The sequence below is a fragment of the Gemmatimonadota bacterium genome, from assembly GCA_026706845.1.
Classification (GTDB): Bacteria; Latescibacterota; UBA2968; order UBA2968; family UBA2968; genus VXRD01.
Window position 1 is genome coordinate 1 of the sequence record JAPOXY010000200.1, and the last position, 25,900, is coordinate 25,900.

Consider the following 25,900-nt stretch of genomic DNA (forward strand, 5'->3'; position numbering starts at 1 on the left):
GTCGTGCTCACCCTGCGGGGACAACACCCGATCGCGCTGTGGCGTGCTATCGCTCTGATCATTCTGGTACATGTACTTATGGTATGGATATATCGCTATGACTGGCAATTCGATCTCGCCGTGCGAAACGGATATGCGGGATTTGTCATTTTCCACACCGCACTCGCATTGATTCTGCTCTCTACCTTTACCAACAAAAACCTATCTCAAAAACTCATTCACATATCATTTGTCGTAGCGACAATGGGCGCGACCGGTGCATCGCTTCGATATGACGAAGTATCAATGTACCGCTACATTGTAATCCCCTGTGGTCTAATCGGTGGGATAGGACTTATCAAATTTTACATTCTGGATCGAAAAAAAAGGAAGGCCAACCTCTTTTCTTGATAAGGAGATACGCTATGAACAGACGCTGGCTAAACCATTGCCTCACTGAAGACGAACGGCTCGAATTTGAGGATCGCGGTTATCTGATCATTGAAAACGCGCTGAGCGACACAAAAAGAAGACAATTGACCAGAGCAGTTGACCGCGTCAATGCCGAAGAACGCGAAAAGCAAAAAATCGAACCCCATAAGCGGGTTCACGAACTCGACTTCATAGGGCGGGATCAGGTATTTATTGACTTGATCGATCACTACACCACATTTCCAAAAGTCTGGGGAATTTTGGGATGGAATATTCAAATCTATCTGGCACACATGGACGTCACGCCTCCCGAACCACCAGATAGCAAACGCGGTTTGGGAATCGGCTGGCATCAGGATACCGGGCGCGTGAATCAGGAAATGGAGACAAGCCCAAGGCCGCGCTTATCAGTCAAAGTGGCCTACTTTCTATCGGATACCAGCGAACCGGGGCGAGGCAATTTTCACGTCATACCGGGAAGCCAGTTAAAAGATACGATGAAATGGCCCAACGGAAATCGCAATCAGATGGTAAAAGGCGCCATACCCGTCCTCGCTCCCCGGGGATCAGCCGTTATTTTTGACCGCCGGTTGTGGCATTCGGCGAGTGCAAATTATTGGACGCAACCCCGCAAGGTGGTCTTCTACGGCTACGCTTATCGCTGGCTTCAAGCGCGCGGCGACTGCAACGTGGAAAATTTCTGGGATCAACTAAGTCCAATCCGAAAGCAGATGTGTCGATATTCCCCTTCGGGCATTCACGGCTACACATCCCCAAAAGAAGAGGACGTACCTTTGAAAAGCTGGATCCGAGAATATCAGGGCAAAGAAGCTGTGATGCCTTGACACGCCCCCTGTGCTTATCCCGTTAATGGTAAAATATCAAACAAAATAGCCCGCGTTGATGTATTTAACACGGGCTATCTATTTTACAGATACCCTTTCGTCTTCTGGCGCAATCATTTACTGTTTTCTGCACTCCTATTTTGGTCTTCCAATGCAGCACGGATGACCTCTATATCAACCTCCGGACAGGCTAACTCTATTGCTTTAAAAATCTTTTGCCGCTCTTCTCGCCGCCCCTCCTGTCGCCACTCCTGTCGTAGTTTTTGACGATATTTTTCAACTGGAACAATCATAAGATTTACCCCCTCTATAATGAAGAATGCTAATGCGATGGCAGCAAGACTTGCAGACCCTATGATATTGATTACTTCAACAATCGCACTGTAATCAACTTCAATAATTTTGTGCCAAAGAACCAGTATAAGTGAAGTATAAAAGAATGCCGAGGCTAAGGATATAAACCATATTCTTTCTTTATCTCCTGTGCTCCAAATAGACACCCTTTCTTCGTCTGTTTTTTCTGCCATCCTGTTACAGCCTCTTTTCGTAATATACTTCCTCTTCATACAATTATAGAGAAAATACATGTCTAACACAACAAGGATAATTTTTACCTGCCTTCTCCTTCTATTTTTGGAGTTTCCCCTGCCAAATCGGATACCGTATATCTGCCCGCTGCATCTCTCGTTGCAACCATTGATTAAACAGATACTTGCGGATCTCCTTTTTTGTCCGTTTATTTAGTGTTGCCGGGTAGCGTTCCTGCAACAAATACAACGCAAAGCCTTTCGATACTTTTTCCGGTCTCAAAACTTCACCTGTTGAAGCAGCAAAAACGCGCGCAGCAATCCCCTTTGGCAACTGCTTGCGCCGAACACGCCCCAAAAAGCCACTACCTGATCGCGTATGTGCATCTTGAGAAAACCGACGCGCCATCGCGTAAAAATCTGCACCTTCGTCTCGTATCTGTAAATCAACCTCGTCAATCACATCCTTATCCGTGTGAAAAATCCAGCAAATCTCCGCCTCATCAAACGCCAGTGTGTGCTGCGCGAAATAGGATTCCACCTGTCCCTCGGCAATCTTCTCAGACAGCAAATACTCCAGCCGCCTCACCTCGGCATCTTCTGTCACATCCTGAAGTGTAATACCCCGCTTTGCAAGATAGGCCTCTGTATCTTCCACCCGTTCCAAACGATGTTGATACCGCCAGTCATCTACCCTGCGCTGAATATCTTCCTGTGCTGCACAAACACCCTCGCGCCGGGCGAGTTGCCGGATCAATTCTCTACGCGCAAATCCATCGAAAAAAAGCAGATTATCAGCAACACCCATCTGCCGCACGATATGGCGCAATGGCACTGCGATACCATTAACCTGAACCAATATGGCATCCTCTGACATCACAACGTTCCCTCCTGCACATCGTACTTCGCCGACTCGTAAAGCTGTCGCAAAGGAGAAAGCAACATCAGCAAGACCGATTGGCGATCTGTCATCATCTCTGCCGTGCCCTTCATACCGAACATCAAAGGCTTGTCATATCCTTTCACACGCATCGTATTTTCTTCCAGTTCAACAACGCACTTAAATATTGGCCCGACACTTTCATCACTCACTGCATCGGGCGAGATGGATGTAAGCCACCCGCGTTTGATACCAAAATCCTGAAAGGCATACGCATCGTATTTCAGCTTGACCAATTGCCCGGGTTTGAGCAAGCCCACATCTTTATTCAACACCATCACTTCTGCAACCATCGGCGCAGAAGCCGGTGCCAGCGCAATTAGAGGCTGCCCCTTACTGATCACCTGTCCCATCGTATTCACCATCACCTGTGTGACAATCCCTGGTTCAGGTGCTAAGATCAAATCCGACTCGGCTTCCAGAGTGCGATCAATGCGTTTGCGTGCCTGTTTCAATTGCAACTGTGTAGTCTCATAAGCGTGTCGCATCTGCGACGCCTCCCGCTCGTGTGCAATCCGCGCCTCTGTGATTTGATGCTTGAGATCAGCCGCAGCCATTTCATTCTTATATATCTCTGACATGCGCGATGGAAGCGCGGATAGAGCACTCAAATACTGCACACGCGCGCGATTCATATCTGCCCGGCTGATCAATTCGCGCTCAAACAGCGTCTTCTGCTGCAAAAACTCCCCTTTCATAAGATCAATTTCAGCCTGTCGAAACCCAATCTGCGCTTGCAATCCCGCGTCAGATACTTTGCTTTTCGATCCCTCAACCTCGCCCACATCGCTTTGATAATCTTCCAGCGCATCCTGATGTGCCACCATAAACTGCTGCAAAACAGAAAGACGTTGTTCCAATGCTCCTATCGTCTCTCGATTTAACCTCGCCCTTTGTGGCAACACCGTCTTGAAATCGTACTCTGCCTTTTGAAAAGCCATCTTTGCCTGTTCCCATTCCCGCAACTCTCCCCAGGTCTCCCAGGATTTCAGCTTGAACAATACCTCACCTTTCTCGACATGATCCCCTTCTTTAACACCTATCAACTCGATCTCACCACCTCGTTGCGCCTGCACCGCCTTCACCTGTCCGAGGGGCACCAATCGAAAAGGGGCCGATGTCACCACATCCACCTTACTCCACCACGCCCAGGTAATGGCAACAATCACAAACATCAGGACAATATAGAGCAATGCACGACCCCAAAAGGGCCGCAAAGACCCCATAAACGCATGCACCTCTTCTGCCGCATCATCTTGTCCCTGGATTATACCGGGAGACATTGTCTCTGCTGGTGTCTCTAAAAGTGGTTCTGCCATGATGCAGACTCCTGTTAAATCACACCACCTGCAACTGTTGACTACACATGTGATAATACAAACCCTGTTGCACCATCAACTCATCGTGTGTCCCCATCTCCACAATATGACCCTTATCCAGCACCACAATCGCATCCGCATCGCGCACCGTACTCAACCGATGCGCGATAATCAACGCCGTCCGAGCATCCAAAAACAGATCTAAATTCGCCTGTATCGCCTGTTCTGAATCCGTATCCAACGCATTGGTCGCCTCATCAAAAATCAAAATTTTCGGATCGCAATACAGCGCCCGTGCAATCGCGATTCTCTGTCGTTGTCCACCCGATAACCCCACACCTTGCTCGCCCACCTTTGTCTCATAACCCAAAGGCATATCGCTTACGAAATCGTGTACACAGGCCAACTTCGCAACTTCCAAAATGCGATCCATGTCCGCATCTGACTGACCAATAGCGATATTTTCTGCAATCGTGCCAGAAAACAAAAACGGCTCCTGCATCACCATACCCACCTGCCGCCGCAACCGCTGAGGATCCAGATCTCGCACATCCATACCATCCAGCGTCACCCGCCCTTCTGACGGATCAAACAAACGGGGCACCAACTTTACCAACGTCGTCTTACCCGCACCGCTGCGTCCAACAATTGCAACCTTTTGACCCGGTTCAAGAATCAGATCAATGTTATTCAACACATAAGGCTCATCAGAACCCACACCATATCTGAAAAACACCTCATCAAAAACCACCCGTCCTTCCAAATGCTTTAAGATCAACCCCTGACCCTGTTGCCGCGCATCCTCCATCTGAGTATCATACACATCATTTAACCGATCCAGCGCTATACGCGCTTCTTGCACCTGCGGCCATATTCCAATCAAACCCATAATCGGTCCCATCACATTGCCAATCAGTGCATTAAACGCCATCAACTGTCCCACCGACAGGTTCCCCGCAATCACCAATGAGGCACCATACCACAAAATCACCGTACTGCTGAGCAAATTGATCACACTCCCTATTCCCCCAAACAACATCTGCATTTTTAACCGTTGAAAGCCGATCTGAATCTCCTTGGTAAACTTGCCTTCCCAATGCCACCGCGTCGCGCGTTCTACTGCCGTGGCTTTGACCACATCAATGCCGTGCAGCGAATCAATTAAAACCGATGATTGTTCTGCGCGTGCCAGAAAAGCGCGCTGGCTAAAAGACTTTAAAATGGGCGTATAAATCAGCGTAAGACCCACAGAGAGCGGCACAAAAATCAGCATGACCAGCGTCAGTTCGGCGTTGTAATAAAACATTAAGCCCAGATAGACAAAGAGCATGATAAAATCCAGAACCGCAGAAATCGTCGTACCCGTCAACAAACGCCGAATCGTTGCATTCTCCCGAAACCGCGTGGTCAAATCGCCCGTGCGCCTGAGGGCAAAAAACTGCATGGGCAGCGATAGTAAATGCCGATAAAAGCGCGACAACATCGCAATACTCAACCGCGCACTCACATATCCGATCAAATAGACGCGCAACGTCGATGTACCCATTTGAAATAACGCGACAACGACCATACCCACCAGCATCAAATTCAACAAATCCTCATCGTGATGCACCAAGACCTGATCGACAATCGTCTGCATAAAAATGGGCGATGCCAGACCAAATAGACTGAGTACTAAAGACGCTAACAGGACCTCAATCAAAATGCCTGTATAGGGCTTTATCAGAGGGAAAAACCGCTTAAAAGAAGACTGAGACGGTTCATTCTCCGCCACCTGATCCGTATATTCCAACAACAGTGCCCTGTTTGTCCAACCCTTCTCAAACTCTGCCCGAGACAGCTTGCGAATGCCCACGCCGGGATCTGCTATCTTCACCTCCTTATTATTAATCTGATACAAGACCACAAAGTGATTGCCTTCCCAGTGCAGAATGGCCGGCAATTCTGTTCGCATCAGGGCTTCATAACCCGTACGCACGCCGCGCGTGACAAAACCTATGGTTTCCGCAGCCTCGGCCAATGCCGCCATCGACGTGCCATACCGCGACACATTGGACATATCGCGCAGTCTGTTCAACCCAATCGGCATCTTGTAATACTTACAAATCATGCCCAAACACGCTGCGCCGCAATCCGATTGATCGTGTTGCTTCAAAAACGGAAAGCGAAACCAGGTGGGCACTTGTGGTTTTGCACCGTCTATGCTGATATTAACCACATTGGATGCTGTATTAGACTTCGTATCTTTTTTCGTCACAGAATGCACAACAGGCGAATCAGACACAGAGCGCAATTCCCTCCCCGGTCCCTCTTCTCCACGCGATATGCGACCTTTCTCCAACATCGTCTCAAATCCTGGTATCATAGCTTTTAACTTATTAAAATCGCTTTTATCTATATAAAAGAGCACACTATCACGCCGACTGCGAATCACCCTTTTATCACCTGACAAATTCTCATCGCCAAAATAATCACCCGGACGCAAAATCACCGTATCCCCATTTTCCAACACAGCCTCCAACTGACCGCTACCAATCAAATAAAACCGCTGTCCGAATTGCCCTCGATCAACAACCGTCGTTCCCGCCTCAACCGCATCGCGCTTCAACCGTGCAAACAACACCCGCATCGCCTCGTTTGGAACATCCCCTTTCAAAAAACGCGTAAAATCCCGATACGCAATACAGGCAATCTGCCCCTCAAAATATGCCCTTAGGTCAGAATGTTTTCTCACAGCCTTAAAAAACGCATCCTTCGGCACCTGCAACACATCCGCATCCTCAACCGCTCGCACCGTTGCCCGATGCCTTTGCCTATTCAACAATGCTCCTTCGCCAAAATGATCGCCCGCATACAAATAGCCCACGGTCGTCGAAGTGCCATTCGCATCCTGCTTGATCACCCGCAACCGTCCAGACTGCACAATGTAAAACGCCTCCCCCGCTTGCCCCTGTTGAAAAACGACCCCTCCAAAGGGAAAACGAACAGATTGTGACCGAACTGAGTTTTTGGCGAAAAAGTGCGAAAGATTCATTTTCTCCAACCGTCCTGCAACATATCTACAACTCAACTACACTGCTGATTTTCAAAACGCTCTGAGACTCTGTCAGGCAAGCTATCTACTCTCCAATGCTGCGCGACGTAAGTCCTGCCTCATATAACGCCGTCACTCCTGCACACGCCGTCAGACACATAGAAGTAGCGGGATTGCTGTGCGTGTGCGGGAATGACGGGTTGATGCACATCGGACCTACCACTTTCTGGGCGGCCCCTTACACAAACAAGTCCCATAAGTTGAGTACACGACCGGCTGATTGCAGGAATGTATTTCCTGAGTGATAATCTTCAGTTCTCTCTTCGGTGCTGTTGGGAAACCAAATGGATCAGGATCTAAGTCATGATAAGTAGTCCCACTACCGGTAAGAGCTATCCTGGCAGTAGTAGCAGCCTCAGAAACATAATCTCCTACTGAATCAACAACATCCGAAATATAATCTATCGCTGCATCAATAGTATCTGCCACACCGCCCTGGCCATCAATGTCCGCCATTTCTTTAACATTGAGCGTTGTTTGATGGATGGGTAGTATCGTGCAAGAGGCAAAAACAGCGTCTGAATTTGAATCTGAAGTTACGCGATTATTTAATGCGACAGCGGACATAACATCCTCCTGGTAAATGAATTGCAAGATTCAGAAAAAAAAGATGGTTTTCGTCCAGTACCTGAACAACAGAAATAGCGTCTTATGGAATGTAGAGCGATTGCTACCAGGAAGCCCACCATTCACTCACCGTATCGCCGATATCATCAATAATATCTTCAAGAGGCTCAAATGGGTCGTACTCAAACAAATCTTCTCCTGGCAAAATGCATCCCCCTGGTGTATTCGCCATCTCACCACATGCCAGTTCGATTTCTCGACCGGGGAGTTGAACACAGGTAACAGAAGCTCGTGCTGGCATTGATGTAACGCGCTCAGTCATTTCTCTCACCTCCTTTCTCGTAGATTTAGCGCAAACAGCTCTTCTTTGACACCGATCCGAAAGCCATTTGGAATAATCAATCGTCCGTTACCATATCTTCGAAAGCATAAGTGCAAGCACCAGCTATAGCACCGCCCACAGCACCTACTCCAATACCAACACCTGTAACACCACCAGCTACAGCACCAACTATAGCACCTTCAACAATCTCAGAAGCAAAATCGCCCCAATCCCATAAGCCATCAATACCCGCCATTTCTTCAACATTAAGCGTTGTTTGATGGACAGGCAGTGCCGTGCAAGAGGCAAAAGCAGCATCTGAATCTGAAGTCACGCGATTATTTAATGCGATAGCGGACATGATATCCTCCGAAGCAATGAATAGTGAGACTCATCAACCCAGTACTTGAGTAAAAATTTGAGATTTACAACAAATGACCAATATGTTCACAGGACCAAATACTTACCGGGTTCTGAACTACATTGGCCAGGGCCAGGGGTCAAAGCCATCCCCCAAAATATCTTCCAGTGTCGGGTCAAAATCCTCACTGGTATCATCTTCTGGGACCGGGAAACATCCATCAGCACCAGATATCTGAGCAATTTCAATTCTATTCAAATCACTCGTTTTAATCGGCAGATTAGTCACACCTGCGCCCGATTGCTCGGGATTTGATACAATTCGTCGCGTCATTCCTCTCACCTCCTTTCTTTACCACCTCAACATAAGCCGTATCCCTTCGCCAATCAGGGAGCCGTGAGCATATCGCTGAAGTGTCGGATTTTGCGAAGCGTCTTATAAGCTCTATCGCGCGTCTCGCATAAGCCCATCAGAGCAGCTTCGACTTCGTTTGGGTGTAAATGTTGCATCAAGTAAAGTCCCAGACCTTCAATAAGAGACATATCTTGCCCCAAAAACGAAATGCGCGGCAATGGGCCTTGCACGCTTCCCAAATAGTTAAATCCCTTAGACACACTTTTCGGCACACCAGATACATCACAACCCTGTGTAAAACTCACGGTTATTGGTATCGGGCAAGCGGGTGCATCGCGCCTGGTCCGCAGATCTTCAAACAATGCCATGTGCTGCTGCGCCGTATGATCCCAGGAAAATTCGAGTGCGCGTTTGCGAGCTCCCTCACCCATTTCTATACGCTCCCTTTTGCTATTCAACAAATCGCGCACAACATCTGAAATCATCTCTGGGGCGATATAACCCGTCACATTCAATGGCTCATCTTCAAATCGCTCAATCTCAATCAACCGCCCACAACTGCCCAACAACTCTGGCGCGCCCGCAAAATGGGTCGCCACAACCGGAAGACCACACGCCATGCCTTCTAGTACTGTTGAAGGACACGACTCATACGAATACACCGACAGCGAACACAGCACATCGAGCATATTGTAGTACAGCGGCATATCCGTATAGGGTTGCGCGCCCAAAAAGATCACATTGGGAGGATGTGTCACAGGTGCAAACTGCTTGCCAATCACAGCAAACAACACATTGGGATTCAGATCGGCCATGCGCAAAAACGGATACGCACCCTTGCCCGGCTCAAATCGCCCAGAAAACCCCACCACTGGCATCTCCAAAAAACGTTGATCACCCGTCTTATCCGCAACCTCTTTGCGCACTTGCAACTTATCCATCGGTTTGAACACCTCGGCATCTACCCCATTGGTAATCGGACGCAAATACGATCTGTCAAACACCAGCTTGCCCACCTCGTCAGCGACATACGCCGACTTGGGCGACAGGGCATCATAAGGCCGCAACAGCGAATAACATTGAAGCACTTTATCGACAAAATCCCGATTGTGACCAAAAGAACACGACAGCCGAATCACAATGGGTGCGGGACACACATGGCGGAAAAACGCCAGGTCATCTGCCCTGGGTTCAAACATCAACACACCATCAAAATCCTGCCGCTCAAACCACTGACGAGACGCATCAATCGTCTCAAATGCGGGTTGAATACCGTGCAAATTCGGACCATAATCCACAGCTTCAGACGCTGGCATATACACCTCGCAATACTTCGATAACGCCTGCACATGGTTAAAACCCGAAAGAACCGCCCCGCCATTCGACGCCATCACTTTCTCGTGGTCGTGATACGGATGTGACACATAAATTTTCATCTTTCACCTCATTTAGACTGATTCTATAAACTTTCGCGTTTGCTCGGCACCATCCAGTGATAGATGGTGTTCGGGCACAGAACTCTCGAGCATTCCGGCAATGGCTTTTGCCAGCTTTCCCGCACCGAGTTGATCCGGATGTATCACCCTTGAAATGCCCAACCCCATCAACTTCTGTGCGCGAAATTCCTGATCATCCATTGCAATACTCGGCACCAGAATCGACGGAACCTGTGTCTCAAGCACATTCATACACGTATTGTAGCCCGCACGACTAATCGACAAATCCGCGTGTTTCATCCACGCCAAAAAATTGGACGTAAAGCGTTCGATACGAAATGGACCATCACCACACAACGCGCGCAAAGCCTCAAAATGCTTCTCCTCGATAAACGCACCGGCAAAAATCACCATCTGGCGTCCATCGCGTGCATTGTCCCGCTCCAATTGTTTCCACGCTTCAATACACGGCGCAACAAGCGCAAGCCCCTCAGCCCCGCCGCCAGCACTGACCAGCACATACCGATTCGGTACACCATCAGGCCGAGATGCGTCCTCGAGTTTTTCAGAGACAAACCCCGTATAAACCACGGGAATATCGATATCAGTAGTCCAGGGAAAGTGATCTTCCAACCGGGATAGTTGGAAATCGCCATGCACCAATACCGCATCGAAATACTGATTCAACACGGGCACAACCTCCTCGTAATACCGCCGATTAAAAGCCAAATACTCGTGATGTATCCCGCCAAAAGGCACCGAATAAAACCGCATTGCGTCCCCATCGTGTCTCTGGACAGGTGTGACAGCCGGTTGCAACACATTGCTTTTTGCCCGCGTTGGAATATCGCGCAGCGAACACAACACCTTCGCGCCGGGATTGACCTCATTGAGCCTGACAATGGTATTGAGGATCTCGCTCTTGAGCGACCACCGGGAAAAAGGGAAAAACTCAACACAAAACACATCGGGGCGAATCTGTTCCATCGCTTCGGAAAGCCTGACCTGACGCTCGTGCATCACAGCCTGTAAATCGCGCTCCTTATCAACAGGCTCAATGCCCTGTGCGCCCGTGCGAAGGGACGGCAGAGAAATACGCACCACATCTTCATCAAGGTCTGCCTCGGGAACGGGGCGCCCGCCGTCGATGAAAAACACATCGCATGTCTTCACCAGCGCATTGACAATCTGTCGATTGCGAAAATGGTGCCCAACGCCAATGAGATGCTGGCTGTAAAATACAACCGTAGTATTTTTCAAAACTTCACCCCTCTATCATCGCGGACATCTCGTCCGCCTCAATCTCGTTCGTGCGATTTGCACACAGCATCCCTTGCAAATGCCGTGCCCATTTTCGAAAAAAACAAAAAAAAGTGCCTCAGAATATTCTAAGGCACTAAAAAACAAGGATATATAATTTGCGTTAGCAGACCCACGCTTGCGAATCAGGTGAGTCGCTATTTAAGGAAAGGTGTACATTTTATTCAATTGCAATTCAAAAAAGTGAAAAAATCTGTCAAATTTATATTTTTTGATAAAGTAACGGTTGCCGAGGTGCCGGGGGCAGACATCCACCTCATTTATCGCATCCCGAAGTTTCCTCAAGTTCAACATCCGTCTCAAGCTGATCTGTTTTGTAGCGCTTCGCCACCTGAAAAAACCACCACAAACCAATCGCCGCCAATATTGGTCCGCACACATTCAACCACCACGGATTGTGAACCACAACGTTCAAATCTTCTGAAACAGGAAAACCCGGTACATCGAAATGCCAAAATGTCGCAGATATCAAATTGTTCAGTGCGTGTCCCAAAATTGCAGGCCACAAAGACCCCGTTTGGATAACCCAATACGCAAAGACAAGTCCCAATATAAAAGCTATTGGAAATTGCCACGGATTCAGATGAAACAGACCAAACAGAAGTGCCGACCAAACAATCGCTCGAGTTTGAGTATAATGTGCCAATAAACCTTTCAAGATAATGCCTCTATCAACGATCTCTTCAGTAAGAGGGGCTACCACAACTGTGCCAAATAAGACTGATAGATAAGATTTTTTTTTGCCGAAATATTGATGAAAGATGTCCTGAACCATTTCGGGCATTGGCAGCACAGATATCACAGCATTGTCCAATTCAGAAAGAACAATCCACAGTCCAAAAATAGACAATCCAACGGAAAGCCACATGCGCCAATCATAGTCTATATTTTTAATAGCAAGAGGCAACATATCTTTCCAGGTTCGACCCGTCCGGTGTGAAACATAGCACAGAATCAGAATAAAACTTACCAGTGACACAAGTCTCGTCAGGTAAGTATTCTCAGACAGAGGCTCGTCAATAATGGCACCTATAATGTCAAGCAATATGGCTAAGCCAATTGTAATGAGGCTCAATAATACCAGCAGCCAAATAGACTGCTTCAGATTTGGATATGCCATCTCAATCTCTCAAGGTGAATCTAAAACGTGGCAACTCCGCACATACAACATCTGACAATATCTCTCACTCAAATAGTTCAACACCTGGTTCTGATGCAGAATCTTGTGCAAAAAGATTACCGTCCATTGACCACAACTTAAGAAACAACCAGACATCAGCGGTACACCCAGAAAAAGTCATAGCAGTTAAAAAAACCAACCATTCTGTTGGATAAAAAAATAAAATCAGTACCGCTATAGGCCCTGTTATGACCAATGGAAAAATTAAAAAGAGTCGGTAAGTTCTCAATCTGATCATACTCGAAGCATGACAATATGGTGCCAACCATTTCTTACTAAAACCGAACTTTATACTTTCGAATTGCTCTCCGCGTATTAGTAAAGCCATCATATGAGAGCCTTCGTGGATGATAACAAGCAGAATCACACCGCAAAAAAACTGCCAGAATCCTCTGGATTCTATAAAATCTGAGCTATTTTTGATATTCTTCAGGGGATGTGGAGATAGCGTCTGACAGGGTATAGAAACCAGGTTCTAATTGGATTCCTTTTGAGGTCCCAAGTCAGAACCTCCGCTTTTGTCTTTCATTCCCATTCCACAGTCCCTGGCGGTTTGTGGGTTATATCGTACCCCACGGCAGCGACACCGGACAGACCCAGTATTTCATCCGCCATATCGCGCACCAGATTGTGGGGCAACTCGGCAAAACGCGCAGTCATAAAATCCGGAGTCGTAATCGGGCGCAAAATCACAATCTCATCTTGCCCATCTGTCGTCAACGGCACCAGAACAGTCGGCATCTGAGACACAGCAGGCATAAGACCCGCACGGTCGAGCACGCGCATGGCAATAGCATCGGCCTCCCGCAAAACATCGAGCCTCTGATAGGTCAAAAATGCGCGTTTGAGACGCACCCTGGGCAACACATCTGGCGCGACAAGACAAACCACGCGATTAATACCCGGCACGCTATTGGTAATCCGCGTTGACAAATCTTCGAGCACGCGCCAATCGCCATTACTTTCGGCTGTGAAACCCGAAACAATCGCGGGATGCGAATACGTGCGAAAATCACCCTGAACCCCCACACTTCTAACGGGCAAAACCCGCAATTGCAAACCCGCCTCAGAAGCAATCTCAGCAGCAGCTCGCTCTGATGCTGCAATATCAACCCCATCCACCGCGCCATCTGAGCACAAACAGCGCACAGCCAGACCGGGCCCGGGAAACGGATGTCGCCACACCAGATGATCGGGCAACCCCAACTCGCTCCCCAACTCGCGCACCTCATCCTTGTACAACTGTGCCAAAGGCTCGACAACCTTGCCCTGTGCAATCAACTCATCAATCAAATCAATGCGATTGTGATGCGTCTTAATCAACGCTGCGTGCTCTGTCCCTCCCGATTCTATGGTATCGGGATAAAGCGTACCTTGCCCCAAAACCCATTGATCCGCATCCAAATCCAGGTGCGCCATCACCTCGTCCTTCACCTCTAAAAATGTGTGTCCAATCGCCTCGCGCTTTGCTTCTGGATCGACCAGACCCTCCACGCCCAACAAAAAATCGTCACTGGCATCCTCGACAATCAGATTGTCAAACCCCTCTTCTTTCAGAAAAACCTCCACCGCAGCCGTCTCGCCCTTTCGCATAAAACCATTGTCAATATGCAACCCCAACACCCGGTTTGCGCCCAGCGCCCTGTTAAACAGCACAAAAGCCACCGAAGAATCGACCCCTCCCGACACCAGCAAAAACACATTGCGCTCCCCCACCTTCTCCCGCATCTCCTCCATAACCACCTCGGCATAATTGCCCATAGTCCAGGTTCGAGGCGCATCGCATATCGTCAAAAAATTATCGAGAATATCCAATCCGCGCGGCGTATGTGCCACCTCGGGATGAAATTGCAAGCCATAAATCCTGCGTTTGGCATCGCCAACCGCTGCCGAAGGACAATCCTCGGTCGCCCCCAAAATTTCAAAACCCTCTGGCAGCGATGCGACCACATCGCCGTGGCTCATCCAAACCACCTGGGAATCGCCAAGCCCAGCAAACAAATCCGATCCACCTGCAATATTCAACCTGGCAGAACCGTATTCTCGTACCTCACCAGCAACAACCTCACCCCCCAAATGCATGCACAACAACTGATGCCCATAACACAGCCCGAGTATGGGCAAATTGGTACCGAGCAATCCGGGATTAAACGCAGGCGGATCGGGATCATATACACTGGATGGGCCACCCGAAAAAATCATGCCCGACGCACCCTGCAATGCCGCAGGATCAACATCCGGAGGAAAAATCTCGGAATAAACCCGCAACCTGCGAATCCGATTGGCAATCAAATGGGCATATTGCCCGCCAAAATCAATCACGGCAATGCCGTCGCGCATAAAAACTCCCTTTATACTTCACACTTCATACTTCAATAACCGGCAGCCCCGCACCCCACGTTTCCCAGGCAGACACCACCGTATCATCTGCAGATTTGAATGGTGCAGGACAATCGAGCGTATAATGCAAACCCCGGCTTTCGCGGCGAGACAATGCGCAGCGCACAGTCAGCGCGGCAACAGTCGTCATATTGCGCAACTCCAGCAATGCCTCGGTAACTTGTGTGCGCTTATAAAATTCTTCGACCTCCTGCACAATCACGCCAATGCGACGGGCTGCGCGCTTCAAACGAAAATCCGACCGCACAATCCCCACATAATCCCACATCAAACGCTGTACTTCTTGCCGGTCGTGTGATAGCAACACCCATTCTTCGGTATTAAACACATCATCGTCTTGCCAGGCTGGCACATCGGGAAAATCGAACCGCGCATCTATGTGCTGTCGGATATCGGAAAACGCGCGATCGGAAAAAACCAGAGCTTCTAACAGCGAATTGCTCGCCAGGCGATTCGCCCCGTGTAGCCCCGTACAGGCGACCTCACCCGAAGCGTAAAGCCTTTCGATATCCGTGCGCCCATGCGTATCTGTGAACACCCCACCACACATATAGTGCGCGGCGGGCACAACCGGAATGGGCTGCTGTGTTATATCAATGCCAAATTGCAAACACCGCTCATAAATCGTGGGAAAACGCTCCTGAAGCTCTGCGCCCGGACAATGCGTAATATCGAGAAACACACAGGGATCACCGCTCTTTTTCAACTCGCTATCAATTGCCCGCGCCACCACATCTCGAGGTGCAAGCGGCCCCATCTCGTGATAATCGGCCATAAACGCCCGCACCGCCCGATCTACCAGAACACCGCCATGCCCGCGCACCGCTTCAGAAATCAAAAATGAATCTGCATCCCGATGATAAAGCGTCGTGGGATGAAACTGCATAAACTCCAAATTGCCCACACTTGCGCCCGCGCGATACGCCATGGCAATACCATCGCCCGTAGCAATAGCCGGATTGGTCGAATGCAAATAAATCTGACCACACCCGCCGCTACATAACAGCGTAAACTTTGCCAAAAAAGTCTTCACCTGTCCATGCACGGCATCCAGTGCGTAAACACCCCAACACTGAATCTTCCCCGGCGTTGAAATTTTCGAACCATACACATGGTGTTCCGTGATCAAATCAATCGCCATGTGATGCTCGTACAACGCAATATTAGGATGTCTTGCCGCTGCTTCGGTCAATGCCCGCTCAATCTCTCGCCCGGTCAGATCGGCGGCATACACAATGCGATTCTTCGAATGCCCGCCCTCGCGCCCGAGCGCGAGATTATGAACTTCTGAATCGGAATATAACGGTGGTTGCAAATCACCAGTCGTACACCCCTCACTCGCTCGCGTAAACTCGGCCCCCCAGGCAATGAGTGCCTTAACCATATCGGGACCTGCCTGCACCACCAGATCCACCACATCTTCGCGGCACAAACCCGCGCCAGCCTGAATGGTATCTTCCCTGTGAAGCTCAAACGAATCGTCTGGATGCAAAACAGAAGCAATACCGCCCTGTGCGTAATTGGTATTGGATTCCTGAAATTCTTTTTTTGTAATCAGGGTGACAGACCCGGTCTCTGCCGCTTTAAGCGCAAATGAGAGGCCCGCAATACCACTGCCAATAACCAGATAATCAGATTTAGAAACCTCAGACATGTCGTACCCTACAGGTCAAAAAATATTGAGCCGCGTATTGAATCGTCAATACGCGGCAAACATACTAAAATCAGACTGTGATCGCTTTTACTTACTTCACAATTTCACGCAAAAAATCTTCCGCTGAATATTCATTGCAGCCCACAGCTTCCATCACCAGATCCAATATCTCACGCCGTGTTCGGCGCCCATAGAGCAAATCTTCCTGCACTTCTCTCGCCTTTCGGCTACTCAGCCGATCCGCGATCTCCCGCCTCTGCCATTTTCATACCTCGCGTTAGTGACATAATCCTTCAAAAAATGGAACGAAAAAGATAAGAAAAAAAAACATAAAGTCAATTGATAGCTCATATCGCCGAGATACACACTTGAAAATTTTGAAACAATTGGGTAATTTTGCGTAGCGAAGATATCCATAATGACCACAACCAAAAGGAGATATAGCCGTGAATTTTCAACGTCTATTAATCGCAGTCGCCCTTATCTTTGGAATTGCATTCTCCATTCAGGCGCAGGAAAAACAACCTGCGGATTCGACAAAGGTCGCCAAACGGGACTCCGCAAAAACCCAAAAAAAGGAAACGCCCAAAAAGGACACACCAAAGAAAACCATTGCCGACCTCACCAAATCCAGCCGCAAGTACCCCGGACTCTTCACCGTTTATGAAGACACGACCACAGGCGCATTGCAATTGCAAATCCGCGAATCGCAAATCGGCAAAGAATACATCTACTTCACCCACACCGTTAACGCCCCCGTATCGGCGGGAACATACAGGGGCAATTATCGCGGTAGCCGCGTGCTTTCCATTCAAAAGCACTTTGACAAAATCGAAATCATCTCTGAAAACACCGCGTACTATTTCGATCCCAAAAACGCCCTGAGCCGCGCAGCCGAAGCCAACATCAGCCCTTCTATTCTCGTATCGGAAAAAATTGCAGCACGCAATGACTCCACGGGCAACATCCTCATCAAAGCCGATGGTATCTTCCTCACAGAAGCACTCCATCGCGTCAACCGAACGCAGAACCGCAACAATTTCTCCCTAGGCAAACTCAGCAAAACCAAAACCAAATGTCTATCCATCAAAAATTATCCCAAAAACACGGATTTCATCATCGCCTACACCTATGAAAATCCCAATCCCAAAGGCGGCGGCGACGGCATAACCGATGCCCGCAATGTGACGATTACCCTGCAACACACCCTGATCGAAATGCCAAAAAATGATTATCAACCGCGATTTGACGACCCGCGCGTCGGTTACTTCAGCACACAGGTGACCGATCTGACCTCCAAAAGCGCGACGCCTTATCGCGATTTGATCCACCGCTGGCACATAAAAAAAAGGGACCTCAAAGCCAAACGCTCCGACCCAGTCGTACCAATCACCTATTGGATCGAAAACACCACCCCAAAAGAACTGCGCCCAACCATCAAAAAAGCGGCTCTCGCCTGGAATATCGCCTTTGAAGCCGCTGGATTCAAAAATGCCGTGGTGATTAAAGAACAGCCCGATGATGCCGATTGGGAAGCTGGCGATATCCGGTACAATGTCTTGCGCTGGACCTCGTCCCCCAATCCACCATTTGGGGGATATGGTCCAAGCTTTGTCAACCCGCGAACCGGACAAATATTGGGTGCTGATATCATGCTCGAATTTGTATTTCTCACGAATAGCCTGCGCTATGACAAGCTCTTTGACAACGCGACACCCAACGCCGATTCAGACCTGCCCCAATACTGTTCCCTGGGCCACGAGCTACACGCATCCAACCTCTTTGGCACACAGGCCCTGCGCGTTTCTGGCGCATCCAAACTTGAAGTTGACGCACTGCTCAAAGAAAGCATCTACTATCTCATCCTGCACGAAATCGGCCACACGCTCGGTCTCAGCCACAACATGAAATCCAGTCAACTGCACACCCCAGCACAACTCCACGACAAAAGCCGAACCGACAAAATGGGCCTCACCGGTTCGGTCATGGACTATCCAGGCGTCAACCTCTCATTGCCCGGGCAAAAACAGGGCCATTACTACACCACACGCCCTGGTCCCTACGATATTTGGGCTATTGAATTTGGATATTCTCCCGGGCGGGACAATATCAAAGACGAACAAAAACGCCTCGAAAAAATTCTCGCGCGCTCCACAGAACCCAAACTCATGTTTGGCAATGACGCCGACGACATGCGCTCGTCGAATCGCGGCATTGACCCGCGCGTGATGATCTACGACCTCAGCAGCGATGCCATCGTCCACGCCACGGGTCGGATTGAACTGGTAAACGACGTCAAAAACAAAATCCTCGCAAAGTACAACACGCCAGGCAACACCTATCACGAACTGAAAACGGCCTACCTCATTCTCACTGCGCAGCACCGCAATGCCGCAATCGTACTCTCCCGTTATATCGGCGGCATTTACGTTGACCGCGCAGTCATCGGTCAAACCGGCGCAACCCGGCCATTCACGCCAGTAGCTCTCGCCGACCAGAAACGCGCGATGGAAGCACTCGCCAAATACGTCCTATCGCCCAATGCGTTTGATATGCCGTCCGGGCTCTATAACCATTTGCAGGAACAACGACGCGGATTCGGCTTCTCCCGCGCCCCAGAAGACCCCAAAATTCACGACCGCGTAATCGGCATTCAACAACGCGTCTTCAGCCACCTCTTACACCCGGCAGTTCAGGCCCGCCTGCTCGACACCGCGCTCTACGGCAACGAATACGCACTGTCCGATATGATGACCGACTTAACCAATGCCGTCTTTGCAGCAGACGCCGAAGGCACGGTCAATTCTTTCCGCCAGAACTTGCAGGCTGAATACGTCGATCGGCTCATCGACATCATCGACCCCGAAACCAAGCGGATCTATGCATCTCGCGCCATCGCTCTGCACAATCTCAAAGCCATTCAAAGCATGCTCAAAAATAAAAAAACAACCGATGCGAGCACCGAAGCCCACACCGGCTATATCCTCCACATGATTGAACAGGCACTGGATAAACGTTAGACTATGTCCATCACAGACCTGCCCGCGACAAACGCTTTTCTCAACGGACTTTGCACCATCTTTCTGCTGTTGGGATTCATCTATATCAAACGCGGCGACATCAAAACGCACCAAAAATGCATGGTCACAGCGTTGATCTTATCGGCTCTGTTTCTGACCTCATACCTCATCTATCACAGCCAGGTCGGCTCTGTGCCCTATCCACACCGCGATTGGACGCGCCCGATCTACTTTGCCATACTCATTCCGCACATCATCCTCGCCGCTGTCAACGTGCCCTTCATCATCGCGCTGGTCTGGCGAGCCTACAAAGGCGAATTTGATCGCCACCGCCGCCTGGCCCGATGGGTTTGGCCCAGTTGGATATTTGTCTCAATTACCGGCGTCATCATCTACCTGATGCTCTATCAACAGTAGTCAGCGGGCGACCACAGGGGGTCGCAGGACAACCACAGGGGGTTGTCCCTACAACAAACCACAATATCATCGTAGGGGACGGCCCCTGTGCCGTCCCGAAAGTTGAAAATTATGAAAATCCTGATATCCGGTGCTTCTGGCCTCATTGGCTCAGCACTCAAAACCGCACTGAGCGCGCGCGGTGACCGCGTATTGTCTCTCACCCGACGCACTGCCCGCAACAACGATGAAATCACCTGGGACCCATCTTCTAATACCCTCGATCCCTCGCGCCTCACCAACATAGATGGCGTCATACACCTCGCCGGAGAAAACATCGCCTCCCGACGCTGGAGTGCAGCGCAAAAGGCGCGTATCCGCGACAGCCGCGTACAGGGCACCACCTTGCTCGCCCAAACACTCGCATCTGTATCTCCGCCGCCAAAAGTCTTCATCTCCGCTTCTGCCATCGGTTATTACGGCAATCGCGACGACGAAATCCTCACCGAAGACAGCCCGCCAGGAGAAGGCTTTCTCCCGGACGTATCCATCGCCTGGGAAAACGCCGCCAAACCCGCCACAGAAGCTGGCATACGAACCGTCCACCCGCGCATCGGCCTTGTTCTATCCCCCACAGGCGGGGCACTCGGCAAAATGCTCTTGCCCTTCAAATTGGGATTGGGCGGCATCATTGGATCGGGCAATCAGTACATGAGTTGGATCACCCTCGACGACCTGATCTCCCTATTCCTCTTTGCAATAGATCACGAATCCATCAGCGGTGCCATCAACGCCGTATCTCCAACACCTGTCACCAATCGCGAATTTACCAAAACCCTCGGTCGCGTCCTATCTCGCCCGACAATTTTTCCCCTACCCGCATTTGCCGCCAAACTCGCACTCGGCGAAATGGCCGATGCTCTCTTGCTCGCAAGCACCCGCGTTATCTCCTCACGCCTCGAAAACACCAGCTTCACCTTTGCCCATCCCCACCTCGAGCCTGCCCTGCGTCATCTGTTATAAGAACACTTCATTTCACCATGTCCGGAGAAATATTTATGTCCTCACCTGAACCCAGCTTCAAAGAAAGCGTTGACCTCATGTTTGACCGTGCAGTAGCAACGCTCGATTTGCCCCCGGGACTGGCCGACCAGATCAAAATCAACAACAACATTTACCTGGTGCGCTTCTTTGTAAAACTCCGCGACAGCTATCGCATCTTCACGGGATGGCGCTCTGTTCACAGCGAGCATCGACTGCCCGTCAAAGGAGGCATCCGTTACGCACCCACAGTCAGCCAGGATGACGTAGAAGCACTCGCCGCACTCATGACGTATAAATGCGCAATCGTCGATGTGCCCTTTGGTGGTGCCAAAGGTGGTCTGTGCATTGATCCCCGAGAATACAACGCCCACGAACTCGAGCTCATTACCCGACGTTTTGCACAGGAATTGATCAAAAAGGGATATATCAATCCAGCCCTCAACGTCCCGGCACCCGACATGGGAACCGGAGAACGAGAAATGGCCTGGATCGCAGATACGTATCGCAGCCTGCACCCGGAAGACATCAACGCCATCGCTTGCACAACGGGCAAACCCTTTTCCCAAGGGGGTATTCAGGGACGTGTCGAAGCAACCGGACGGGGTGTATTTTACGGCATCAAGGAATTTTTTAACAACTCAGAAGACGTCAAAAACGCGGGCATGAAAGGCAATTTGGAAGGCAAGCGCATAATCGTACAGGGATTGGGCAATGTGGGCTTTCACGCGACCAAATATCTCGAAGAAGAAGGTGGCGCGCGCATCATCGGCATTATTGAACGCGAAGGAGCAATCCTATCAGAGAAGGGATTTTCAGTGGAAGAAGTCGCTGCTTACCGCGCGGAACACGGTTCATTAAAACACTTTCCAGAAGCCACCTGTATTGCAAATGGCAAAAGCCTGCTCGAAGCAGAATGCGACGTACTCATACCAGCCGCTATTGAAGGCCAGGTCACACTTGAAAATGCCAGACGCATCAAAGCGCCAGTAATAGCAGAAGCGGCCAATGGTCCCGTCACTTACATGGCAGACAACGTATTGCGCGAGGCAGGAAAAACCATCATACCCGACGCCTACCTCAATGCGGGCGGCGTCACAGTTTCTTATTTTGAATGGATCAAGAACCTCTCGCACATCCGCTTCGGGCGCCTCGACAGACGCCACGAAGCACATCGCGGCGCGCAAATCATCACCGCCCTGGAAGAAATGGTTGGCAAACCCGTTCCAGACCATCTCAAAGCAAGACTCTCTTATGGCTCGGATGAACTGGACCTCGTGCGCTCAGGCCTCGAAGACACCATGAGCACTGCCTATCAAACCATGAGTGAAATCCACAAATCTCGCGACAATGTGCCAGATTTACGCACCGCTGCATTTGCCATCGCCATAGAAAAAATCGCACGGGCGTATATAGAAATGGGACTTTGAAAAAGGAGGGCGCGGCATGCCTCGCCCCTACAATCTGCGTTCATCTGCGGATCACCTTCTGTGCAGCGCAAACAATCGCATCTACGGCACCATCAACGCCCAAAAAGCCGGTATTCACTATGACAGAGTATAGATGTGGATTATCCCAGGCCACCTTATAATGGCGTTTGATATACGTCCTGCGGCGCTCATCCACGCCTCTCATTCGCCTTATTGCATCCTCATCGTTAGTCAATTGATCGCGCTCTTTCACCACATCCAGCTTAAAGTCTTGCGTCGCCACCACGCGCACATGCAACGTATCTTCGCGGCCTTTCAAGACAGCCTGCCCACCTCTCCCCAATATGACCACATCGCCTTGATCGGCCAATTGCACCTCCACTTCTGCGGTCAACTTCGCATACACCTCTTCATCCATTGTCGTCAGCGCCTGCTCTTTGTGCTCTGACAACTCGGGCACAGTCGCCGCAGCCCACCACTCGTATTCCGACAACCCCGTCAAGGTATCTGCGTATCCGGGCGTGAGAAATTTTCGCAAAATTCTCAGTGCGGGATGTTCGGGTAGCTCGTCATAGCGTTCGACTTCTGACACCGGCACCTGGGCTTTTTGTGCCACCTCAACGAGCAAATCTTTATCTATATTGTGATAAGACAGTGTCTCGGCGACCTTCCGGGCAACAGTACGTCCATCACTTCCGTATTCCCTTGAAATAGTGATAACACCCATGGCACGCCTCCTTTGTAAAATGGGGGAATTAGTGCTCAGGCAAAGCCTGCGTACAATGGTTGGAATCTCACGAATCGCAACTCGTGATTAACACTTTTAACCGATCGGCAATCGGTTTGATCATATCTTCTGATAAACACATGGGATTAAAAATCAACACGCCATCGTAAACGCCCGATGTACTAATATGAATACTCGGATCGCCTTCCATTAACTGCCGCGCCACCTCCACGCCTCTTTCCGCCGGAGAAAGCTCGAGCCGCAAAATGGGTATTGTGCGGTAGGCATCCATACTCATATCGCACCCCGGTAAATCACTTATCTCATCTGCCAAATCCTGGAGGCACTGCGACCAGCGGGCCTGCCGCGCCTCGTCGCTTTCTGCGACAAACTTTTGCAGTGCGACCATCACCCCCGCAATCTGCTCTTTTCCCACCTTGCACGGTCGCCCAATCCCGTGCTGCGGCGCACCTGGCAATGCGGATTTATCGATCAATTCAGGAGGTGGATTCCACAGGTCATAATGCACATCCAGATCCAGATGCTGCAATGCCGCCGAGGAAATCAGATCCCGGCGTCCGCACAAAATGCCCGCACCTTGAGGCCCGCCAATGGTCTTTCCGCCGCTAAAACAAACCGCATCGGCACCTTCGCTGACAAACCGCTTCAAATTTGCCGCTGGCGGCAACTGACCTGCAGCATCGACAATGACGGGCACCCCGCGTTTGTGCGCCACAGCCGTCACCTGTGGCAAAGGCGGCTGCGCGAAAGACTGCGCCACATAAACAATCGCCGCGGTCTGATCGGTCATCGCATCGGCAATTTCCCAGGCCTCTGTATCGCGCACCCCCGCGCCGCTAAACCGATCTGGAATGCCCACCTCAATAAGCTTCACACCCACTGAACGCACCGCATGATCGTAAAAATTGCGATGTGACCGGGGCATAATCACCTCATTTTTCATTCTCGACGTATCGGGCAATCGGTTCATCTTTCCCGGATCCATACCCGTAACACACGCCGCCGTTGCGAGCACCAGCCCTGCCGCAGCCCCCGATGTCACATATCCGGCTTCGGCACCAGTCACCTCGGCAATCAACTTCCCTGCCCCTGCCTGTAGCTCTGCAATATCCACGCACACCTGTGATGCCTCGCGCATCGCATCGATCACATCCTCATCCATGCGCGCCCCGCTCAAACGCGTAACTGGCCCGGCAGCATTAATAATGGTGCGTACGCCCAACTGTTCAAAAATAGACACCATGTTACCCCTCCCTCGATAGCCTTTTAACGCCTCCAACCCATCAACTGTTTCAACCTCGCGCATCATTTTTTACTTCATTCAATATGATCGTCCTCATGACCGCTGTCAAGTAGAACTGCCCACCGCAAATCCCTTGCTCGATTTTGTGATGTTCCTTACCATGTGCCGGTTCACAATCATCCTATGAACGAGGTAATCTATGCAAATACTCGAAGCCACGCCAAACCGCTTTCAGGGCATTGAACTGGATCCAGCAGCACTGCCGTCTGATCCCGAGGAATTTCGCACGCGCCTCTCAACATCCCTCCAGGAGTGGAAACGCGAGGCATTTAAGCTCGTCTGGATCAACATCCCCATTGAACGGGCAGCACTCATTCCAGTGGCAACACAAGCGGGATTTACATTTCACCACTCGGGAATAGACTATCTTTTGCTCACCAAACCCCTCGCCCCCAATGCCTTCATACCCGAATACGCCACGCATTACATAGGCGCGGGCGGGGTCGTCATCAACGAGCGCGAAGAACTCCTGGTCGTCAGCGAATTACACCGAAGCTCCTCAAGACCCTACTACAAACTACCCGGAGGTGCTCTGCACCCGGGCGAACACATTGCCGACTGCGTCCAGCGCGAAGTCTTTGAAGAAACCGGCGTGCGTACAAAATTCGAAAAACTGGTCTGTTTCCGGCACTGGCACGGCTACCGCTACGACAAATCGGACATCTACTTTGTCTGCCGCCTCTCGCCTTTGAGCGAAGACATATCCATCCAGGCCGACGAAATCGAAGAATGCCTCTGGTTGTCCGTCCCGGAATATCTCTCCAGCGAAATTGTCAGCACATTTAACAAACACATCGTCAAAGCCGCTATCGAAAGCCCCGGCGTCACCCACATGGAAATCGAAGGCTACTCCGACCCCAGGCGCCACGAAATCTTCATGCCCAATGGCATGGCAAAAAATATCGTCTGAATCAGGATCAGGATGATTAGGATTGAAGGATGTACAGGATAATAACCCGCAGGACGGAGAAATTGAGCGGGGACTGAAGGCTGACCGCTGAAAGCTAACAAATGATCACATTGGATAAATGGCGACGCGGATTTTCATTCGCGCCCGATGGGCGAGATGATTTAACCATGTACCTCTGGTTCTACGAGTGGAACATGTTTGAAGCCATACACACGGGCCAGCACACGGGCGGCGCGCATGTGCCGCAAAAAACGCTAAATGACAATGCGGGTGTCCTCGAACACCCCGACCTCGGTCTGCGTCTCAACGTCACAGGGCGTGT

The 25,900-nt window shown here is 50.2% G+C and carries 23 protein-coding genes; 8 read left to right on the plus strand and 15 right to left on the minus strand.

What is annotated here, in order from left to right; all coding sequences use genetic code 11:
- Both OXG87_18075 and OXG87_18080 read left to right on the plus strand, forming a co-directional pair.
- On the plus strand, nt 1-390 hold a 390-nt coding region (locus OXG87_18075), incomplete at its 5' end, for a hypothetical protein (protein MCY3871460.1).
- Nucleotides 391-404: 14 nt separating this feature from the next.
- Entirely contained in the window at nt 405-1,256 is an 852-nt protein-coding gene (locus OXG87_18080) for a phytanoyl-CoA dioxygenase family protein (protein MCY3871461.1), read from the plus strand.
- Nucleotides 1,257-1,369: 113 nt separating this feature from the next.
- Here the strand turns inward: OXG87_18080 and OXG87_18085 are convergent, their stop codons facing one another.
- The 13 genes from OXG87_18085 to nadB form a co-directional block, all read right to left on the minus strand.
- Nucleotides 1,370-1,783, minus strand: a complete 414-nt coding sequence (locus OXG87_18085) for a hypothetical protein (protein ID MCY3871462.1) — start codon at nt 1,781-1,783, stop codon at nt 1,370-1,372.
- Nucleotides 1,784-1,883: 100 nt separating this feature from the next.
- A complete protein-coding gene (locus tag OXG87_18090) occupies nt 1,884-2,660 on the minus strand; it encodes a peptidylprolyl isomerase (GenBank protein MCY3871463.1) in 777 nt (258 codons plus the stop codon).
- Nucleotides 2,660-4,042: an HlyD family type I secretion periplasmic adaptor subunit gene (locus tag OXG87_18095; protein ID MCY3871464.1), complete on the minus strand. Its 1,383-nt coding sequence runs from the start codon at nt 4,040-4,042 to the stop codon at nt 2,660-2,662. Before OXG87_18095 ends, OXG87_18090 begins: the two co-directional genes overlap by 1 nt.
- Nucleotides 4,043-4,061: 19 nt before the next feature.
- Nucleotides 4,062-7,076, minus strand: coding sequence for a peptidase domain-containing ABC transporter (locus tag OXG87_18100; protein MCY3871465.1), 3,015 nt, complete (start codon nt 7,074-7,076; stop codon nt 4,062-4,064).
- A gap of 216 nt (nt 7,077-7,292) precedes the next feature.
- Nucleotides 7,293-7,703, minus strand: a complete 411-nt coding sequence (locus OXG87_18105) for a hypothetical protein (GenBank protein MCY3871466.1) — start codon at nt 7,701-7,703, stop codon at nt 7,293-7,295.
- A gap of 103 nt (nt 7,704-7,806) precedes the next feature.
- Nucleotides 7,807-8,025, minus strand: a complete 219-nt coding sequence (locus OXG87_18110; GenBank protein MCY3871467.1) for a hypothetical protein — start codon at nt 8,023-8,025, stop codon at nt 7,807-7,809.
- A 76-nt stretch (nt 8,026-8,101) separates the two neighbouring features.
- On the minus strand, nt 8,102-8,386 hold the full coding sequence (locus tag OXG87_18115) for a hypothetical protein (protein ID MCY3871468.1): 285 nt from the start codon (nt 8,384-8,386) through the stop codon (nt 8,102-8,104).
- 117 nt (nt 8,387-8,503) lie between these two features.
- On the minus strand, nt 8,504-8,719 hold the full coding sequence (locus OXG87_18120; protein MCY3871469.1) for a hypothetical protein: 216 nt from the start codon (nt 8,717-8,719) through the stop codon (nt 8,504-8,506).
- Between the two features lie 53 nt (nt 8,720-8,772).
- Nucleotides 8,773-10,176, minus strand: a complete 1,404-nt coding sequence (locus OXG87_18125; GenBank protein ID MCY3871470.1) for a glycosyltransferase family 4 protein — start codon at nt 10,174-10,176, stop codon at nt 8,773-8,775.
- A gap of 12 nt (nt 10,177-10,188) precedes the next feature.
- The gene (locus tag OXG87_18130) at nt 10,189-11,436 is read right to left on the minus strand and encodes a glycosyltransferase (GenBank protein ID MCY3871471.1); all 1,248 of its coding nucleotides are present in this window, start codon (nt 11,434-11,436) and stop codon (nt 10,189-10,191) included.
- 316 nt (nt 11,437-11,752) lie between these two features.
- Nucleotides 11,753-12,616 carry a type II CAAX endopeptidase family protein gene (locus OXG87_18135; GenBank protein ID MCY3871472.1) on the minus strand — a complete coding sequence of 288 codons (864 nt, stop codon included), beginning with the start codon at nt 12,614-12,616 and terminating at the stop codon, nt 11,753-11,755.
- A 585-nt stretch (nt 12,617-13,201) separates the two neighbouring features.
- Nucleotides 13,202-15,016 (minus strand): glutamine-hydrolyzing GMP synthase, encoded by a 1,815-nt coding sequence (guaA, locus tag OXG87_18140; GenBank protein ID MCY3871473.1) that lies wholly within the window; start codon nt 15,014-15,016, stop codon nt 13,202-13,204.
- 25 nt (nt 15,017-15,041) lie between these two features.
- Nucleotides 15,042-16,730, minus strand: coding sequence for an L-aspartate oxidase (gene nadB, locus OXG87_18145; GenBank protein MCY3871474.1), 1,689 nt, complete (start codon nt 16,728-16,730; stop codon nt 15,042-15,044).
- A gap of 446 nt (nt 16,731-17,176) precedes the next feature.
- On the opposite strand from nadB, the gene OXG87_18150 reads away from it, so the two are divergent.
- The 4 genes from OXG87_18150 (at nt 17,177) to OXG87_18165 (ending at nt 22,617) form a co-directional block, all read left to right on the plus strand.
- On the plus strand, nt 17,177-19,750 hold the full coding sequence (locus OXG87_18150) for a zinc-dependent metalloprotease (protein MCY3871475.1): 2,574 nt from the start codon (nt 17,177-17,179) through the stop codon (nt 19,748-19,750).
- Nucleotides 19,751-19,753: 3 nt separating this feature from the next.
- Nucleotides 19,754-20,167 carry a DUF420 domain-containing protein gene (locus tag OXG87_18155; protein ID MCY3871476.1) on the plus strand — a complete coding sequence of 138 codons (414 nt, stop codon included), beginning with the start codon at nt 19,754-19,756 and terminating at the stop codon, nt 20,165-20,167.
- 111 nt (nt 20,168-20,278) lie between these two features.
- A complete protein-coding gene (locus OXG87_18160) occupies nt 20,279-21,169 on the plus strand; it encodes a TIGR01777 family oxidoreductase (GenBank protein MCY3871477.1) in 891 nt (296 codons plus the stop codon).
- Nucleotides 21,170-21,204: 35 nt separating this feature from the next.
- Nucleotides 21,205-22,617 (plus strand): Glu/Leu/Phe/Val dehydrogenase, encoded by a 1,413-nt coding sequence (locus OXG87_18165; GenBank protein ID MCY3871478.1) that lies wholly within the window; start codon nt 21,205-21,207, stop codon nt 22,615-22,617.
- 40 nt (nt 22,618-22,657) lie between these two features.
- On the opposite strand, the gene OXG87_18170 is transcribed toward OXG87_18165, so the two are convergent.
- Entirely contained in the window at nt 22,658-23,344 is a 687-nt protein-coding gene (locus OXG87_18170; GenBank protein MCY3871479.1) for a cytidylate kinase-like family protein, read from the minus strand.
- 67 nt (nt 23,345-23,411) lie between these two features.
- Complete coding sequence (locus OXG87_18175) at nt 23,412-24,674, minus strand: aminotransferase class V-fold PLP-dependent enzyme (GenBank protein ID MCY3871480.1); 1,263 nt, start codon at nt 24,672-24,674, stop codon at nt 23,412-23,414.
- Between the two features lie 133 nt (nt 24,675-24,807).
- Here OXG87_18175 and OXG87_18180 point away from each other — a divergent pair, with 133 nt between their 5' ends.
- Both OXG87_18180 and OXG87_18185 read left to right on the plus strand, forming a co-directional pair.
- The gene (locus OXG87_18180) at nt 24,808-25,578 is read left to right on the plus strand and encodes an NUDIX domain-containing protein (GenBank protein MCY3871481.1); all 771 of its coding nucleotides are present in this window, start codon (nt 24,808-24,810) and stop codon (nt 25,576-25,578) included.
- 101 nt (nt 25,579-25,679) lie between these two features.
- The coding region (locus OXG87_18185; protein MCY3871482.1) for a hypothetical protein at nt 25,680-25,900 on the plus strand (221 nt) is incomplete at its 3' end.